This window comes from Nakamurella sp. GG22, assembly GCF_052976845.2.
This window is the reverse complement of sequence record NZ_JBRIIO020000031.1, coordinates 24,065-40,733: the sequence shown is the minus strand read 5'-3', so window position 1 is coordinate 40,733 and position 16,669 is coordinate 24,065. Positions and strand designations below refer to the sequence as shown.

Here is a 16,669-nt window from a genome sequence, read left to right as displayed (position 1 = left end):
TGGTTCTGTGGCACGTTTTAAAACATGTTTCTGGGTATTGCGACACGAGCGAGACCGGCCGGTCGGCCAGGTGAGATCAGGCCGAAGCGAGTCGGCTGGCAGGGTGCGCCGGCGTCTCGTGCGGTATCCGCCCTGGGACGACGGGTTTCGGTGGCGGGCGCTGCGCCCTGTCCCTGATGCCGCGTAACATCTTCGGCGTCATCAGGGAACTGACGAGCTGCGCGGGTTGGACGATCAATCCCGCCCACCGCCGGGTGTAGGAATAGCGTTCACGCACGAGGAGCCGCGTCGACCCGTCCGATTGAGGCAGCAGCACGAAGGCCCAGGTGAATTCGTAAGGCGCCGGGATGGTTCCCATGGGGACACTTCCGCGCAGGACCAGCGACCGGCCGACGCCCTCCCCGACCACCTGCAGCGGCACCTCTGGGGCGAGCCGGACCTGGGAACCGACGACGATGTGTTGCCACTCCGCAACGATCCGGTCGGCGTTGTGAATGTCGGTGCGGGGGACCAGGTTTTCGAGCCAGTCGTAAGAGTAGAAGCCGCCGCGACCCTGCCCGAGCTGCGCGACCCACGGCCAGACCTGCTCCGGGGGCGCGGTGATGGTGATCGCGCGGGTGGCCGAGTGAATAGGACCGGCAAGCTCCGCATCTCCGGCCAGCACGCGATCGAGATCTGCGTCGGTGGCGCCCCATCGCTGGTATCGGGCCCGGATCGCGGCGGCGAACCCGCCCACGGTCGTCAGCAGCAGCGCACGTCGTACCAGCTTGCTCACGAGGAGCACCCACTCACATCGCGGACGACGAAGACCCAGGCGGGTGACGTCCGACGAGCTCAGCCTAGTTTCGTGAGCACACCTCGCGCAGTGCCGAAAGGCCTATCACAGGGCCGAAAGATGCCGGCTCGATGAGACGGACGGGTGCCGGCACCCGTCCGTGAATTCTTCGATCAGAAGCCGGCAGGACCTCTTCAAGCGCGAATGCGACACTACAACGCGGTCAGGCGCCAGCCCTCTCGGGCGTCACCAGCGCGCGCCCTGTCAGGCGGTTTCTAGGGGTCATTCCGAGACGGACTCCGGTGCGGTGTTCGCCAGCCGGCGGCCGGTGACCTGGGTGATCGGTATGGCGATGGTGGTGGTCAATGGCCCGTTCCAGACGGACCGCGGGATTGTTTGGAGCAGGGCGGTGAGCCGCTGAACATCGGTGACTGAGTAGGCCTGCCCAACTGCGAGCACGCTCCACCCGTCCTGGGTGTTCAGGTCGATGTCGTCGGCCTCGAAGGCGACGACAGCCCCGGTGACCGCGTGGTCCAGGGCGCTGCCACGATCGGTGTGGAAGATGACCTCGTCGCCGTCGACGCCGTAGGTGACCGGTTGGGCGGCGGGCATGGCCCCGCTGGTGTAAATCACCCTCCCGAGTCGGCCCCGCGTGAGCAGTTGGACGCAACTGCGGTATCCCAGTGGCTCGAGCCGGCGGCGCTCAGGATCGCTGGGCACCGGCCGGGTCGCGCTGATCGTGACGGGTGGCATCGCATGCCTCCAGACCCCGATAGACGGGTGAACCGCGGGTTTCTCGACCGGCGGTGTTCAGTTCAGGATGGGACACCACACGCGGGTGATGAAGGGTACAAAGTCACACAACGACGTCAGTCACGTTGGTAGCGCTGTGCCCGGGACCGCCCGATGCGGAAGCCGGGGAGTAACGGGTCCGGTCCCGGAGACCATCAACAACACGGGGACGCGTTCCGCGGCGCCGTCCGGGTGGTCGATCGGGATCGGGATCAGCGAGCGCGGTACCGAAGGCCGGTCCGGTCGGACCCGTCGACTCCTTCGGAACACACGATGAACCTTGCTGCCGGTCGTCACTGCTCTCAGCGTGAATGCCTTCGCCTGCCGCCGTCAGGGTCATCGGACGTCAACGTCACGGTCATCACGTTGACCCGAAGTGGTGGCAGGTCGGATGCTGGATGTGCTGGCGCACTGCGTATCTGGTTCCGTCCGGGTCGTCGGCTGGGACCTTGGCCCCTACCGCGCCGGCCGTTGGCGGTTCATTCTGAGGGGTGGGAGAAGGGGGTAGGTCATGAAGAACACCTACAGGAACTTGATTGCCTCGCTTCTGGTCGCTGCGATCGTGGTGCCGTACGTCGGCTACCTGGTCCGCGGCGAGATGCCGTTCCTGAAGGACACCCGCGGGATGGCGGCCACCGGTTTGATCCTGGGGCTGATCGCTGCCGCGATGGCCGGACACGCTGTCTTCGCGAGTGGGCTGTGGCACCGGATCGCGCTCTGCGCGGGCGTTGTCACGCTCGGCGTGGGAATCGCCGCTGTGTGGTTCGAGGGCAATGACATGCTGCTCGCGGCTTTCATGGCGGGCATCGTGGTGACCTACGGACTGGCGGAGATGTTGTACCTGCAATTGCCGCATGCCATGGCTGTATCCGGCGGGCGTTCGCTGCGACACAGTTGACAGCAGGGAGTCTCGGCGGGGGATGTCGCTGTCCGGACAAGTCGGCGCGTGGTTCCCTGCCGGGTGGTGACCACGGCGCCGCAAACCATGCGCGTTTCGCTGGGGGATGCGTTGAGCCGCCCCGCAGACTGATCGAACAACCGATGGTCACCACCGACGTTTCAGGCGTTGGGCCGGTCACCGAACCGAAAGGCCCTTGCGCGGAACCGAAAGGCCCTTGCGCGAGCGACGGCGTTCGCTTGTCCTTCAGGCGCCCGGTGACCTGATGTTCGCGGTCGGTTGAGACCTTTTGTTCTGTCACTGTCTGGGTGGCTCGTGAAGGTTGGTTCAGGGAATGGAGGGGTCCTCGTGTTGACGAGAGTGGTTGTGTGGGGCGCGTTCGTGGTGGCGGTGACGGTGTTCTGCCTGGTGAGGCCGCAGGCGGGGAGGCTTTTCGTCGGGGTGTTCTTCGGCGTGATGGGACTTGCTGTTCATGGCTCGCTGGTCATTTCGGATCCGCACGGGTACGTGGGCTTCGCCGAACAGGCGTTGCTGCCTTTCTACCGGCGAATCGGGTTGTTCCTCATCGAGCCGAACCCTCGGGTGTTCGGGATCGTCATGCTGATCGTCGAGTTGGCATTGGCCGCACTGATCCTGAGCCGTGGATTGTGGGTCAAGGTCGGTCTCAGCGGGGCGATTCTCTTCCTGGTCGGGATCAGTCCGTTGGGTTACGACGTGATGCCGAATCTGCTTCTCGCTGCGGCGCTGGTCTATCTCCTGACCCAGGACTTCCCGCGGGATGTGTTCACCATGTTTCGTGATCGACGTGGCCGCCGAACCGCTGCACTGGCCGGTCACCGCCCATCACCGCGGGACAGTTCAGTGCGGTCCTGATGACCGGACGATGGCAAACGTGATGCTGGGCCCGCCAGGGTTGTCCGCCGGGAATGGTGAGGGTTCGAGCTCTCCTCGGTCCCTAACAGTCACCGGAAGGATGACCACGGGGAGGGCCACCCAACTCGGGATCACAGCGCAGCTGCAGCCTTTGGCTACCTCCGGGCAGCCGCGTGCCGCGAGCGGCCCGAGCGCTCACCCTCACAAATGGCGTCGTGCCGGGCGCCGCACCTTCCAGCGAGACGTTCTCAGAGCGGCGCGTTCTGACCGGGTTTCGTGAACGGCGCACGTATTGCCGGCGGGGTGGGATGTCAGTGCAGGGATGCGGTCCAGTTGAGCGTGGTTCCGCCGCTCGTGGGCGCGCTGATGGTGCACCGGCCGCCGACTTGTGTGGCGCGGTCGGTGAGGTTGCGTAGGCCACTGCGGGCGGTGGCGTCGGGCATTCCGATGCCGTCGTCGGTGATGGTGATGGTGATGTCACCGTTGACCGACACCGTGACGGAAAGGTTGTCGGCGTGGGAGTGCCGGACCGCGTTGCTGACGCCTTCCCGGACAACCGCCCGGACGTGCCGTGCGAGGTCGGTCGGGACGGCGTCCAAGGGGCCGGAGATCCGCACCGTGGTGTGCAGGGGCGCGTCCTCGGTGAGTTCACCGATGATGTCGTTCAGCTCCGTGCGCAGGTGCGCGGCGCCGCCCGGCTCGGTCTGCAAATTGAAGATGACGGTGCGGATGTCGCGGATCACGTCGTCAAGGTCGTCGATGTGAACGTTCAGCCGGTTGGTAGCGTCCGGCGTGGTGAGTCTGCGTTGAGTGCTGTTCATCGCGAGTCCGATGGCGAACAGCCGCTGGATGACGTGGTCGTGCAGGTCCTTCGCGATCCGGTCGCGATCGGTCAGAATCTCCAGTTCCCTTGCCCTCGCCGTGTTCTCTGCGCGTTCCAGCGCCAGCGCCGCTTGATCGGCGAAGGTCGAGACCAGGCGGAGTTCACCGTCGTCGAACGCGGAAGATCCCGCCTTGCGGACCGTCAACAGGACCCCGGCCGGAAGCTGGTCGGTGCCCAGAGGCAGTGCCAGCGCCGGGCCGGACGGCACCTTCCCGCCCGCTGCGAGGTCGAACGCCAGCTGCGGCACGCTGCGCGGCGTGTGGTCTGCGTAGACCGCTCCGGTGGTGGAACCGTTGACCGGGATGTGACGTCCGAGGATCTCCTGGGCGCCGACCCCGACGCAGACCTCGACGATCAACTCATCCGCTTGCTGCGCTGTACTGCGGGTTTTAGGGACCGCGATCAGCGTGTACTCGGCGTTGGTGAGTTCCTGGGTGCGGGTGGCGATCAGCTGCAGCGCCTGCTGGGTTCCGTCGTCACCGAGGAGTGTCGCCGACACCTCCGCGGTCGCCTGCAGCCAACGCTCCCGCCGCCGGGCGTCCTCGTACAACCGGGCGTTGTCGATGGCGATGCCGGCCGCACCGGCCAAAGCCAGGACCACCACCTCATCGTCGGCGGTGAATTCCTGACCGCCGTTCTTCTCGGTCAGATAGAGCCGGCCGAAGACCTCGCCGCGGGCCTTGACCGGCACGCCCAGGAACGTGTGCATCGGCGGATGGTGCGGCGGGAAGCCGATGGACATCGGGTGTTGCGATGTCGCGCAGCCGTAGCGGCTTGTCGTCCTCGATCACGACCCCAAGTACCCCGTGGCCGGTCGGCAGCGGCCCGATCAGTTCCTTCGTGCCCTCGTCGATACCGACGGGCAGAAAACGGATCACCCCCCCGCGCTCGTCCAGGACACCCATCGCCCCGTATCGGGCATCCACGAGCTCCATCGCGCCCTGCACGATCCGACGCAACGTGGAATCAAGGTCGAGCCCGGTGGACACCGACAGCACCGCATCGAGCAGGGCCTCCATGCGATCCCGGGTCGCCGACAAGATGTCGTCCACACCGGCTTCCATCTCCACGAGCAGCTCCTGCAGCCGGGTCTGCGAGAGTTGATATCCGACGCCGCGGGCTCCAACCCGCTTCCTGCCGCCGGGATCGGAGAAACTGTCCCCACCGTGCACGGTGTCGCGCCGCATCTTCTCCCCGCTCCACTGCTGCAAATCTATCCCCGGTCGAACACCCTCATTACCCTCCCGGCAGCTTGGTTCAAACGTCCCCAAGGGCTTTCGACGATCACCCGTGCCGCCGAGGCGCAGCGGCGAGAGACTGGAATCCCGCGATCGTGACGAAATGGAGAGCGGAACGTAGGTGACCATGCGGCTTCCGCACACCAACCATGCGCATGAGCAGATCGTGAAACCTCCGCGCGCCCGCCCTGGCGGATCACCACGGCGTCGAGCGATGGTACCGGGCACAGGAACCTTGACCTCCGCCCCGGGCACCGGGTCAACATTTGCAGCCGCCGCTCTGAATGAGTCAGTGCGCAGCGACCCGCCTATCAGCCCACCGGGCCGTGCGGGTGGTGCCGCTGTCAGCCGGTGTGCTGTCGGCGGATCAGCCATCTCGACGCGGCAGGTGCAAAGGTCATGGTGAGCAACACCAGAGGCCACAGGCGGCCGCGGCGGATGTTGTAGTCCGCTGCCGCTTCGGACATGGACAAGCCCCGCGACCGACCCAGGGCGAACTCGAACAGCACCGTCATCGCCGCCCAGCTCGCGCCGACGCCAAGGGCCGTTCCTGTCGTTGGCAACGGGACTCGCCGTTGCAGCCAATGGATGTACCGGGTGAGGGAAAGCATCAGCGTCAGTGTCGAAACCTGATGGGCCCGTTGCTCGCTGATGCGCCCGCGTAGTGTCGCCTCCCGCGCGACGCCGTTCAGCACACCGATCCCAGCAGCACCCAGCCATCCCGCCAGCCAACGGCCCCGTGTCCCCACACTGCAGCTCCCTTCCATCAGAACCTGCGTCCACCATGCCCGCGCAGCGCGGTCACCGCGACACACATGAAGCCGAATGGCCCGGATCAGTGCGTCAGGGCGTTCGCTCGGGTGCCGTGATGCCCTGAAGTTCCACCTCCACCAACGGGTCCGGGCGGTGCACACGGTCCAGCACGCCGCGCAGCAGCCAGCTCACCGTGAATTCCCGGGTGTCCAGGGACGGCCCGGGCAACACCTGCGGAATGGCAAGACTGAACGGGAAGTCCTGTCGCTGCGCTCCCATCCGCAGCCCCGTGGCCAGCGTGGCGGTTGCGATCGGGGTCTGGGTTTCCTTCTGCTGCCCTTCCGGGATGACGGTTGCATCGTCATTGCCCACCCATGGACCGTGGTGAACCTGCTCCAGCAGAACAAGTTCCACCCGCAGGGCACGCGCGGTCAACGGTTTGATCGCCGCCACAGTCAGCGTGCCGGTCAGGATCGATCCCGGCGTCACCCGGCCACCGGCCAGCGCATCGAAACTGAGGACGGCCGCTCTGTGGTCGACCACCCGCGGCGGTCTGCTGACAACGAAGGGCCGATCATCGGGCGCGAGAAGCAACCGGACCGGCCGGGACTCCTCTGCATCCGGCACCCCGGGCACGTGGAGCCGTACGCGAACGCCCCAGGCGATCTGCACCAGCTCACCGGTCACGCTTGGCAGCGCGTCGACGGGGACCCGCAGCGTGACCACACCGATCACCGACTCCGTCCGCCGCAAAGAATAGGGGTGCAGGACTTGCCGGTCGACGACCTCCGTGCGGTCGGCATGGGCGGTGGTCGCGCCGCCGAAGGCGCCGAACTGCCGGTACCGGTAGGTCACCCGGTTGATCAGTGTCACCTCGCCCTCGACCACAGGGTTGCCCAAAGCCGAGGCCTTGATCACAGCTTCGAAGCTGTCACCCGGCCGCGCTGCCCGGGGTGCGTCAACTGTCAATGTGACGGGCTCGATGACCGATGTGATTCCCACGGTCCCACCCCCATTGGCCGCACACGGCCCCGGCGGGCCGTCCCGATACCAGGCTGGCACGTGCGGTCGCAACGGCCGCAGAGTCGAAAGTCACGCCGCGGAGGGCGATGTGGCTATCCATCGGAGGACCCGGTCGCAGGTCAAGACACTGACATACCCGCCCATCACTTGCGCGACACGTTCGGCCCACTTCTGCGTCCCGATGCGGTGGTGGGTCACCGAGATCCGGGACGAGTGAGAGGGGGCCTGATCAGCCCCATCACGTTCCTGGTGTCGCTGTTCAATGACAACGTCAACATCTGCGAGGTCAACATCAACGGCAACTGGTACAACTTCGGGTTCATGCTCGGGGTGTGCGTCGTGTTCTCCGGTGCACCGGGTTCGCGGTACGCCCAATCCCGGCGCCCGCGCCGGTCCAAGCCCTGACCGGAGCCGCTGCTGCGGCCCCGGCTGCTGACCACAAACCCGTCGGTGTAGGGACTTTCGCCCGTACCGGGCTGCCGGCCGGGTGGTTAACCTCATCGGTGGAGGTGGCCGTGTGCGTCACTCCCTGCGGGTCGCCTCTTCCCGGTCGGAGCCCAGGAGGCGCGCCATGTTCATCGATCACCGGACTCCTGCTCATCCGGTCGGCACTGACCGACCGGGTTCAGCGATGCACACCGACGACCACCGCCGCGGTGGGCTGATCCTGTCGGCCTTGGTCGCGGTGTTGATGCTCGTTGCTTCCGTGGCCGGCGTGGGCCTGGACGGGGTGTACCCGGGGCCGGCGTCGACGGCCGCGATGTTCCGCGGCTACGACGTGGTGACCCTGACCGTGGTTGTCCCGGTATTCGTGCTGGCACTGATTGGTGTCCGGCGTAGATTGCTTGTCGCCGAACTGGTGTGGATCGCGATCCTGGTCTATGCCGCGTACACCTACGCGTTTTACCTGTTCGCGGCCGACTTCAACGACCTGTTCCTGCTGCACATCGGTGTGTTCGCCGGTGCCCTGTTCGGTTTGGTGTGGGCACTGCCGGCGCTCGACCCGCCGAGCATGCCGGGCCGGTTCCATCCCCGCACCCCGGTCCGGTTCATCAGCGGTGTGCTCGCGGCGCTCGCACTGGGCCTGGGCGGGATGTGGGTGTACGCCGCGGCAAGGTTCGCCATCACCGGAGAGCTGCCCGTTGGCAGTGACCTGGTCGAGACCGACACCGTTGTGCACCTGGGCATCGCGCTGGACCTGGCCCTGCTCGTGCCCACCTACGCCCTTGCGGCGGTGTGGTTGTGGCGCCGGGTCGGGTGGGGGTACGCGCTGGCTGCGGTGGCGTTGATCGGCGGAACGCTGCACCAACTGACCTACATCGTCGCGCTGCAATTCCAGGCCGCCGCCGACGTACCAGGTTCGGTGTCATTCGACCCCGCCGAACCGGTCATAGTCATGTTGTACCTCGTCGCGACCGCCGGGCTGCTCCTCGGCGCCGCCCGCGGACCAGACCCGTCAGCCGCTGACCCTGGAACAGCGAGCGTCTGTCCAAACGCCACAGACACCCACGATCCGATGCCCGCCGCGGCGCCGCCATCCCACTGACCTGAGCTGGCGGCGGAACCCGGGGTGTCAGCCGCGACGACCGGCTTCGCGACGCGATGACGCTGGAGAAGACATGCTGTCGGAGCATTTCAAGACCCGCGCCGAGCACTTCATCGACACCCGGTCGGTGAGGATCGGTGCGTGGCTGTACCGAAGAACCAACGGGCGGATCACCCAGCTCTGGTCGCGCCGGGCGCTGCTGTGACCACGACCGGCCGGCGGACCGGGCTCCCACGAACAGTGATCGTCCAATTCTTCCCCGACCACGAGAACCTGATCGTGGTAGCCGCCAACAGCGGACTGCCGAACCACCCAGCCTGGTACCTCAACCTCAAAGCGCACCGGACGCCCGAGCCGAGGTCGAGGGACAAGACTTCGAGGTCCGAGCCGAGTAACTGCGCCCCGCCGAGGCAGAGGACTTCTGGCCACGGGTCTTGGCCACCGCACCGGACTACGCCTGCTACCGACAACGCACCACCCGCGACATCCCACTGGTACGTCCGGTTCCACAGCACACCACCCGGCAGTCGTCGCCGACCGCGACCAGGTCAGTGTCGGTGGCATAACCGGGCGCCGATTTCCATGGTGGAAGCGAATTGTCTGACATCATCGGCGGCACGGGTATTGCCATCGATGTGTCACTGCATGCGTGAACTGAAATACCAACCGCCGTTGGCGCTTCCCCTCCATACATGGGTTCCCCGTCCAGGAACTCCGTGACACCGCCATGTCATGCAACGTTTCTCGGGGTCGAGCACCCGTGCGCGGGCCCGCCCCGGGTCTACGTGAAGGTCCACCCCCGGCACAACCTGGCCCCGACATGTGCTGCTGATTCACCGTCGGACCGGACACATCAGCGGTGTGGGGACCATTGGCAACGAGCCTCCTGTGGTCAAGTCCTGTCGGTGTCGGTGTCGCCCTCGGTCAGTGCGACGCGATCGTCGTCGGATGCCGCGCGGTCGTCCAGCGCGTGACGGCGGTCGAGGTTGGCGTTTCGCCGCTCCGGCCAGTGGGTGCCATATTTGCCTTCAGGGTCCAGCATCTCGGCGCGGTCGGAATCGTTCTCCCGCTTCTCGGCCGCGGTGTCCCGCGCATTGGACACGGCGTCACGCTCGTCGGCTGCCTCGCTGATGTCCTTGGCCGCCTCTATCCGCTGGCCATGGGCGTCCTCCCACGCCTGGACGGCAGTCTCCCGGGCCTCGACGGCGGCCTCGCGATGCTCGAGGTCCGCGTCTGGTCCGGGAAGGCGTGGGTCGGATAGTTGACCGCGGTTGCTGCCCGACACGCTCATGACGAGAAGTGAAGCACGAACCCGCCCGGTGAGAAAGTTTGCTGGGCTGCCGCACCAGGTCGCCGACCGGCCGATCGCCGTCAGCGGATGTCTCAGTCAAGGATCCGTACGACGTCTCGGCGCCCACGCGGACGGACTCAGCCGCGCAGACCTGCCCGCCGCGCTTGGGATGTCGCGCGGCCAACTGGCCTTACTGCCTTCCCAGGTCCGGCAGACCAAGGGCGCGTCGATTGGCACCGACGGACTCTCGCTCGCGACGCATCCGATCTGCGGCGGTTGCGCTGATGAACCGGAGCGTCATGATCCGGGTCATCACCGCAGGCTGACCACCCCGTTGTTCAGAAGCCGGACCAGCACGGTCGGCATGGCCGCTTCGACCAGCCCCGGACGAGATGACTCCGCAGCCTGCAACCAGCCCGGCGCCGAACGGCCCCAACGACGCACCAACGGGGATCGCCATCGCCCGGCCGACGACCCCAGATCAGCCCGACTTGTAGTGGGCCACGCGCTCAGCGCCGGGCCGCTGACCGTCCAAGGGTTCGTGGAACCTCAGGTCTGCAGGAGCTGCCGCCACCGGACGAACGCGCGCGGCACCACGTTCGGTGCTTCATTGCCAACCCGCGTTCACGGAGTCCTTGGGCTCCTAGAGCCGCGACCCTCCGCGTATCGAGCAGGCTTCGAGGTGTCCTCTGAGCCGGTCCCGCGAGGTTTCCTCGACCAGCACGGGCACAAAATTCGGATTGGGATGATCCACGTACTGCCGGTAGCTATCAGAAACCACCCCGGTCACGACGAGAGGATCGACCGACGGGAACAGTGCCGATAACCGTTGCACCACACGATGTGTCGCCGCATTGCTGGTTCCCGGGTCCATCAGATGAGGGTATCGGTCGCGGCTGATGCACTGTCAATGACGCGAACGGGTCCGAACTGCGCCGTGCCCACGGACGAAGCGACAGCCCCAGCGACTATCACCGGCATCGCGTGGTAGCAGCAGCGTGCCGCGGGTGGACGGACGGTCGTCGCCGCGCCGCCTTTCAGCCCGGGGCAGCCCGAATGGTTGTGCACAATAGGTGGATAACCGGTGGACAGTTCACCGAAGCTCCCGAAGTGGAGGGTTCCGGACAAGGACGGCGGCCGATCGGGCATTGCTGGCTTCCCCCAATGGCTCATCGCCTGTTTCGCCGCGATGATCGCTCCGCGACGGAGAACCGACCGCGACAATGCGCGCTCGCTCACCTTGTGACCTCATCCGGACAGCGGCGGTCGCCACGGTGTTTCTTCGCAAGAGCGGTTCATTAATGGGTCCGCATCAATGAACGGCGGGGGGAACGCGCCGCGACTCTCGGCAGCACCGTGGGTGAGGAATCGACATGCCTCCAGGCGCTTCCGTTCCGCGAGCGGTCCCGGCCGGGCACCGCTCCCGGCATCTCACCGACCGTCACCGACACCCGCCCGCCGGAGGTTATTCACGTGCGCCTGTCCGGTCCATCTTCCAGGGAGAGAACCGCTTTGCTGGCCGCGTACAGGTCGGCGAAGCCGGGCGTCACACCCGAGTCCAGCGAATTCAACCCGTCATCGCTGCCACTCCGCCTGGTGGCGGCTTCGGTCGCCGCCTGTAGATATTCGCGGGTCGCCCGGACATGCCATTCACGGACCGACTCGTTGCCGTCACGGGGCATGACTTTTCTTCCCGGGCCGAGCGTGCGGCCCAACGTCTTGATCCGAGAGCACATCAGCCCGAGCGCGCAACGCTCAGCGAGCGACAACATGCTCTACGCGGACACGTCCGCACCGACCGCACTGAACGGGCAGTACCCGGTCTGGGCGCCCTCACACGGGTAGGCGGCGTGGTCCCGGCGACTCCAACGGTTGAAAGGACGCGCGATGCGCCGGCGGGCGCCGCGGTGGCCAGGGTCGTCGCCCGCGCGTGGCAATGGTCAATTCGGGACGTCGACGAGTTCACTGCCTTTCCAGGATGCTCACTCACGTCGGAATGACCGGAATCCTTAGCCGGGCGATAGATTGAACCGGTGGCCGAGGGGTGGGATGTGGTGCGCGACGGGCTCACCGCGGCGATCGGCGGGTCGGGCACGGCCCGCGACGTGGCGAAGCGATTGTGTGTGGCGTGCGTTGATCTGCTCGGCGTGCAGGGCGCGGGCTTGTGGTTGGTGACCGGTGATTCGACCGGTCATTCGCTGAGCCGGTGCGGTGTGGTGACCGCGTCGTTGGAGTGGTCGCAGTTCTCCGCCGGCAAGGGTCCCTGTTGGGACGCGGTCGAGACAGCAAGTTTCGTCACCGCCCCTGATCTCGCGGCAGCCGATTCGGCGCGCTGGCCGGCTTTCGCCGCCGCCGCCGCTACTGGCGGTGTCCGGGCCGTGTTCGCGATGCCGGTCACCGTCGCGGGCGTCCCGATGGGGGCGCTGTATCTGTGTCGTTACCAGCCCGGCCCGTTGATCGGGGCCGCGCAGAGCGGCGCTTTTCTTGCCGGGGAGCTGGCTGCTTTGCCGCTGCTCGACCTGATCGCCGAGACCCGTTCCGTGGCAGTCGGATCACCCCCTTCGACCCGATCCGATATCGGGTGGCTGACCCGGTCGGAGGTGTATCAGGCGGTGGGGATGATCACCGCCCAGTTGGGCGTCCATCCGGCCGAGGCGATGTTGCGGTTGCGCGGGCACGCCTTCGCCCACGACCTGACCGTCAGCCAGGTCGCGTTCCAGATCATCGAGCGGCAGCTTCAGTTGGACGACGACGGCACCGGAACCGACGGCTGGCACGACTTGGACGGCTGGCCAGAATCAGGGGGTGGGCTTTGATGATCAAGAGCCGCGAACAGGACATCATCGACTCGTTCAGCAGCCTGACCGATCGGGTGGTCGGGAACATGGACGTGCTGGAGCTGACCGCTGAACTCGCTCAGGACTGCGCCCGGTTGCTCGACGTTGCCGCGGCCGGGCTGCTGCTGGCCGACGCCGGCGGGGTGCTGCACCTGCTGGCAGCGACCTCCGAGGAGGCCCGCAATCTCGAGCTGTTCATGCTGCAACGCGACGAGGGACCCTGCCTTGACTGTTACCACACCGGTGCGGCGGTCAGCGTCGCCGACCTGAGCACCCAGACAGCGCGGTGGCCCCGGTTCACTGCGGCCGCGGCCGACCAGGGCTTTGCTTCGGTCCACGCCATCCCCATGCTGCTGCGTGGTGACACCCTGGGCGCTCTCGGTCTTTTCGGCACGACACCCGGCGCTCTCGGCGAAACCGATCTCGCATTGGCGCAGGGCCTTGCCCATGTGGCATCCATCGCGATCGTCCAATCCACCTCACGCGCCGACCGGGACGAAGTACTTCCAGCCCTGCACGCGGCCATCACCAGTCGCGCCGTGGTCGAAACGGCAAAGGGTGTCCTCGCCCATGTCCATGGCCTCACCATGCAAGAGGCGTTCGCTGCGCTGCGTGACACCGCCCGGAACCAAGACCGGCTCCTAGCCGACATCGCCCGCGAGGTCATCGCCAACGATCCACCAACCAGCCGTCAGTTAGGCGGGCGCAGCTCGGCATCGCCCGGGCCGACAATCGAGCCGTGAAGGCCCGATAACGTCAGCACCGCGATTCAGCCAGCTGGCCCAGCGGAATCGGTTGGTGCCGCTCAGCGCGTACGGAGGACCGGAGTCATCGACGAGGCCAATCGTTGTCTTGGACACCGCGGACCCGAAGTCAGCTCCGTCGGCCGGCTGGACCCTCAGGGTCGTGAACAAGGTGGTGCTCGTAACTTCCGGCGTCGCACGGTGTTCGCCGGCGGGTGAACGCCGAACCGCTTGGACGCGGTGCCCGGACGCCGACCCGCACCGACCGCGGGCACTCCGGGCCGGTGGGGTGGGGACCGTGCTCGCGCGGGTCCCGGGTTAGAAGTCTGCGTACCCGGTGGTGGGTGCGGGTTCGATGCCCAGGCCGATTTCGATCTCGTCGATCAGGATCTCGATCCGGCCGCGTACCTGGTCCACCGCCTCGGCCGAGGGTTCAGTGGGGCCAGGCAGTTGGCAGCTGGCCAGCAGATCGTTCAGTTGCACCAGGTCGCGCTGCTGTTCTCTGGTGGTCCCGGACCGCCACCGTTGCCTGATCTGTTCCAGGTCGTCCCGGATGGCAGTGATCGTCATCGGCGCGACTTCCGTGTTTCACTGTGGGCCGTTGCCGTCCCACTGGCCGCAGGACTCGGTGCCGTGCGGATCGCGGTATTGATGGAATTGACCGATCCGACCCCGGCCGCCCGCTGGACCCTTGCTGGGTAGTTGCTGCGCAGCCGCCGTTGCCCTGACCGCTAGGGCTGCCGGCACCGTGCCGAACCTTTTCCGCATGTTTGCCTTCCGCGTGGTCATTTGCTCAATGAATCGGGTTGTTTTTGGTTTGCATGCTGCGGTTGTGACTGCCCCAGGGGCGACCGAGGGTATTCGCTCCATGGGGCGTTCTGGCTGAAGGAGAAGGGGTCTGTGTCATCGGGTGCCTGCCGATCAGTGCGCGGATCCGATGTGTTCGGGCAGCAGCAGGTCCGCCGCGTCCCGCCGTGGCGTGGCCGTTGCTGGTGCAGAGAACCCGAGGCGCAACACTGCCTGTGGGTGCCGATCATCGGCCAGCAGTCGGCGCAGTTCCGCGCGCTCGTCGCTGACCTCGATGGGCTGGGACAGGAATGACGCCGACAGTCGGAGAGCGGTCGCGGTCAGCAGCAGGCGTTGCAGGGCTTGACCGGCCCGGACCTGGCAGCCGGGTCGGTCTGTCGGGGTGGAGATGACCACGATGAGCGGTTCGTATTCGAAGTCTTGATCGGTGGACCGCCCCCCGCCGAACCCGTTACCGATGTCCCGGGACGCCCACGCGTCCTGCGGTTCAGGTTGCGGACCGGCCGCGGCCAGTGGCACCCCGTCCAGGTGACCATTGCGGTACCCGGTCCAGGCGTTCATCTCTGCCCGGCACACCACGTCGGCGCGTTGCCGCTGATCTGCGCCGGTGATCATGCACCGCAACCGGGATCGCTGCGCCGGGGTGCTGATCCTGCGCAGGTCCGCACCCTCCGCGGCGGCGGCGTAGGTCAGTACCCGCCGGTAGACGTCCGGGATCGATGCATTCAGGAAGGGTCGCCGGTTGGTTCGCCGTTGTCTGATCGCCTGGTGCAGGGCGGCGTCGTCATGCGCGCGCACGCTGGGCGGGCCGCGGCGGATGACGGCCAATGCGTCGGGTGGGTCGCCCGGTTCGACGGTCACCACCGGGGTGACTCCGTGTGCGTGCAATGCCAGCCGGAGGTTGAACTGTGCCGCACCGCAGGCGATCCTTAGCTCCCGGTCTTCGGGGTCGTGGGCGATCAACCGGCGGCCCAGGTCGGCGTGGAGCTCGATGCGGTCCGGGCGGAGCCGAAACCGCCACGGTTGCGTGTTGAACAGTGACGGGGCCATCCCGGCCTCCGACACCACCTGCCGGGTAGCTGCTTGCGATAACCCCAACGACGTGCTCATGACGCTCGAACCTCTTTCCGGTGCTCTGTCGACCTGGGTCGGTGCGGTTTCGGACGTGTCCTACGGTGTGGCCCCCGGCACCGGGGGTGCGACCCCCGGTGCGGGAGGCGGGGAAGCGCCGGACCCGCCGGAAACCGACCGTTCCGACGGGCGGCAGCGTGGCTCACATGGGCGTCGGGACGAACGCGCGCAAAGCTGAACAAGTCAGTACGTCAAGCGTCTCCACCCCCGGAACGCCGCATCATGGGTGTCCACCCTGCAACGCCAACCCGTGATCGGCGGAAGCAACCGGTGTCGGGGCGTGCAAAACCGGGATTGGTGAGTCGCTGGTTGATCTGTCGGTTTGGACAGTCACCACACGAGCGGGCCGTCGTGGTGATTGTCGGGGCTGGATTCCTGGTCGGCTTCCAAGAGTAGGAGTCCTCGCGCACCCCGAACGTACGCGGCCGCGAGATGCTTGACGTCGCGAATCGAGCCGACGATGACGACCACCGCTGACGGGTTCATGCCCAACAGCAGGTCGGTGGCCTCGGCCCCGTCAGTGTTGCCCCCGTCCACGCCGATCAGCACCAGGTCGGCTGGTCTGGCCGCGTATGCATCGACCAGCGCAAAACCATCTCGCACCACGGAAATGTCGACCAGGAGGGGCAGCGGTCGCAGCATCTCCGACAGACCCCGCGCAGCGTTGGGTCGATTGTCGTAGATCATCACGGAGGTCACCGGGCCGTTGTTGGCGATCAGGCAGATCCCGGTGAGTAATGCCCGGGCGGCCGCCGCGGTCGTGGTGTCGTCGTGTTGATGCATGTTGGTGATTCCTTTGGGAACTGAAGTCAAAAGGCGCCGGATGCATTGGGCTGTGGGACGACCACCCACCGCTGGCGGTTCCGCATCGGTGTTGGCCATGGCGACCTCTGGGAGGCCACGTGGAAGTGACGCGAAGGAATCGGCATCTCGAGATGGCCGGCGTTGCAGAATACAGGCCACTCGATCTCCGGATCCCGTACAAAATGATTCGAATGCGATACAGAGGACCCCGTGTCAGCCGTCGCGGTGGTTGTGCTCTCCATTTCAGCCGGTCAATCCGCCGCATTTGGTCCACG

Annotated in this window: 18 protein-coding genes and 1 pseudogene; 8 read left to right on the top strand and 11 right to left on the bottom strand. The window is 66.6% G+C overall.

The window, feature by feature from the left end; genetic code table 11:
* Nucleotides 1–76 precede the first annotated feature (76 nt).
* Together ACVBEQ_RS23640 and ACVBEQ_RS23635 are read right to left on the bottom strand one after the other, a co-directional pair.
* Nucleotides 77–775 (bottom strand): SRPBCC family protein, encoded by a 699-nt coding sequence (locus ACVBEQ_RS23640; RefSeq protein ID WP_447155846.1) that lies wholly within the window; start codon nt 773–775, stop codon nt 77–79.
* Nucleotides 776–1,057: 282 nt separating this feature from the next.
* A complete protein-coding gene (locus ACVBEQ_RS23635; protein ID WP_447155845.1) occupies nt 1,058–1,528 on the bottom strand; it encodes a pyridoxamine 5'-phosphate oxidase family protein in 471 nt (156 codons plus the stop codon).
* 550 nt (nt 1,529–2,078) lie between these two features.
* Between ACVBEQ_RS23635 and ACVBEQ_RS23630 the strand changes: the two genes are divergently transcribed.
* On the top strand, nt 2,079–2,465 hold the full coding sequence (locus tag ACVBEQ_RS23630) for a hypothetical protein (protein ID WP_447155844.1): 387 nt from the start codon (nt 2,079–2,081) through the stop codon (nt 2,463–2,465).
* Between the two features lie 351 nt (nt 2,466–2,816).
* On the top strand, nt 2,817–3,338 hold the full coding sequence (locus tag ACVBEQ_RS23625) for a hypothetical protein (protein WP_447155843.1): 522 nt from the start codon (nt 2,817–2,819) through the stop codon (nt 3,336–3,338).
* A gap of 311 nt (nt 3,339–3,649) precedes the next feature.
* Here the strand turns inward: ACVBEQ_RS23625 and ACVBEQ_RS23620 are convergent.
* The 3 genes and pseudogenes from ACVBEQ_RS23620 to ACVBEQ_RS23610 all read right to left on the bottom strand — a co-directional run bounded on the left by ACVBEQ_RS23620 (nt 3,650) and on the right by ACVBEQ_RS23610 (nt 7,214).
* Nucleotides 3,650–5,285: pseudogene (locus ACVBEQ_RS23620) on the bottom strand (sensor histidine kinase).
* A gap of 518 nt (nt 5,286–5,803) precedes the next feature.
* Nucleotides 5,804–6,154 carry a hypothetical protein gene (locus ACVBEQ_RS23615; protein ID WP_447155842.1) on the bottom strand — a complete coding sequence of 117 codons (351 nt, stop codon included), beginning with the start codon at nt 6,152–6,154 and terminating at the stop codon, nt 5,804–5,806.
* A gap of 148 nt (nt 6,155–6,302) precedes the next feature.
* On the bottom strand, nt 6,303–7,214 hold the full coding sequence (locus ACVBEQ_RS23610) for a vacuolar protein sorting-associated family 26 protein (RefSeq protein ID WP_447155841.1): 912 nt from the start codon (nt 7,212–7,214) through the stop codon (nt 6,303–6,305).
* 234 nt (nt 7,215–7,448) lie between these two features.
* Between ACVBEQ_RS23610 and ACVBEQ_RS23605 the strand changes: the two genes are divergently transcribed.
* The 4 genes from ACVBEQ_RS23605 (at nt 7,449) to ACVBEQ_RS23590 (ending at nt 9,501) form a co-directional block, all read left to right on the top strand.
* Nucleotides 7,449–7,640, top strand: coding sequence for a hypothetical protein (locus tag ACVBEQ_RS23605; RefSeq protein WP_447155840.1), 192 nt, complete (start codon nt 7,449–7,451; stop codon nt 7,638–7,640).
* A gap of 226 nt (nt 7,641–7,866) precedes the next feature.
* Complete coding sequence (locus ACVBEQ_RS23600; RefSeq protein ID WP_447155839.1) at nt 7,867–8,781, top strand: hypothetical protein; 915 nt, start codon at nt 7,867–7,869, stop codon at nt 8,779–8,781.
* Between the two features lie 73 nt (nt 8,782–8,854).
* Complete coding sequence (locus tag ACVBEQ_RS23595) at nt 8,855–8,986, top strand: hypothetical protein (protein ID WP_447155838.1); 132 nt, start codon at nt 8,855–8,857, stop codon at nt 8,984–8,986.
* Nucleotides 8,983–9,501 (top strand): nitroreductase family deazaflavin-dependent oxidoreductase, encoded by a 519-nt coding sequence (locus ACVBEQ_RS23590; protein WP_447155837.1) that lies wholly within the window; start codon nt 8,983–8,985, stop codon nt 9,499–9,501. Before ACVBEQ_RS23595 ends, ACVBEQ_RS23590 begins: the two co-directional genes overlap by 4 nt.
* Nucleotides 9,502–9,673: 172 nt before the next feature.
* Here ACVBEQ_RS23590 and ACVBEQ_RS23585 read toward each other — a convergent pair whose 3' ends face one another.
* From ACVBEQ_RS23585 to ACVBEQ_RS23575, 3 genes are all read right to left on the bottom strand, one after another.
* Nucleotides 9,674–10,072, bottom strand: a complete 399-nt coding sequence (locus ACVBEQ_RS23585) for a hypothetical protein (RefSeq protein WP_447155836.1) — start codon at nt 10,070–10,072, stop codon at nt 9,674–9,676.
* 643 nt (nt 10,073–10,715) lie between these two features.
* Nucleotides 10,716–10,946, bottom strand: coding sequence for a three-helix bundle dimerization domain-containing protein (locus tag ACVBEQ_RS23580; protein WP_447151831.1), 231 nt, complete (start codon nt 10,944–10,946; stop codon nt 10,716–10,718).
* A 595-nt stretch (nt 10,947–11,541) separates the two neighbouring features.
* Nucleotides 11,542–11,754: a hypothetical protein gene (locus ACVBEQ_RS23575; protein ID WP_447154558.1), complete on the bottom strand. Its 213-nt coding sequence runs from the start codon at nt 11,752–11,754 to the stop codon at nt 11,542–11,544.
* A gap of 351 nt (nt 11,755–12,105) precedes the next feature.
* On the opposite strand from ACVBEQ_RS23575, the gene ACVBEQ_RS23570 reads away from it, so the two are divergent.
* On the top strand, nt 12,106–12,888 hold the full coding sequence (locus ACVBEQ_RS23570; protein WP_447155835.1) for a GAF and ANTAR domain-containing protein: 783 nt from the start codon (nt 12,106–12,108) through the stop codon (nt 12,886–12,888).
* Nucleotides 12,888–13,652, top strand: coding sequence for a GAF and ANTAR domain-containing protein (locus ACVBEQ_RS23565; RefSeq protein WP_447155834.1), 765 nt, complete (start codon nt 12,888–12,890; stop codon nt 13,650–13,652). Before ACVBEQ_RS23570 ends, ACVBEQ_RS23565 begins: the two co-directional genes overlap by 1 nt.
* A 318-nt stretch (nt 13,653–13,970) precedes the next feature.
* Here ACVBEQ_RS23565 and ACVBEQ_RS23560 read toward each other — a convergent pair whose 3' ends face one another.
* From ACVBEQ_RS23560 to ACVBEQ_RS23550, 3 genes are all read right to left on the bottom strand, one after another.
* Nucleotides 13,971–14,222 (bottom strand): hypothetical protein, encoded by a 252-nt coding sequence (locus ACVBEQ_RS23560; protein WP_447155833.1) that lies wholly within the window; start codon nt 14,220–14,222, stop codon nt 13,971–13,973.
* A 351-nt stretch (nt 14,223–14,573) separates the two neighbouring features.
* On the bottom strand, nt 14,574–15,569 hold the full coding sequence (locus ACVBEQ_RS23555; protein WP_447155832.1) for an Acg family FMN-binding oxidoreductase: 996 nt from the start codon (nt 15,567–15,569) through the stop codon (nt 14,574–14,576).
* 351 nt (nt 15,570–15,920) lie between these two features.
* Nucleotides 15,921–16,373 carry an ANTAR domain-containing protein gene (locus tag ACVBEQ_RS23550; RefSeq protein ID WP_447155831.1) on the bottom strand — a complete coding sequence of 151 codons (453 nt, stop codon included), beginning with the start codon at nt 16,371–16,373 and terminating at the stop codon, nt 15,921–15,923.
* Nucleotides 16,374–16,669 lie beyond the last annotated feature (296 nt).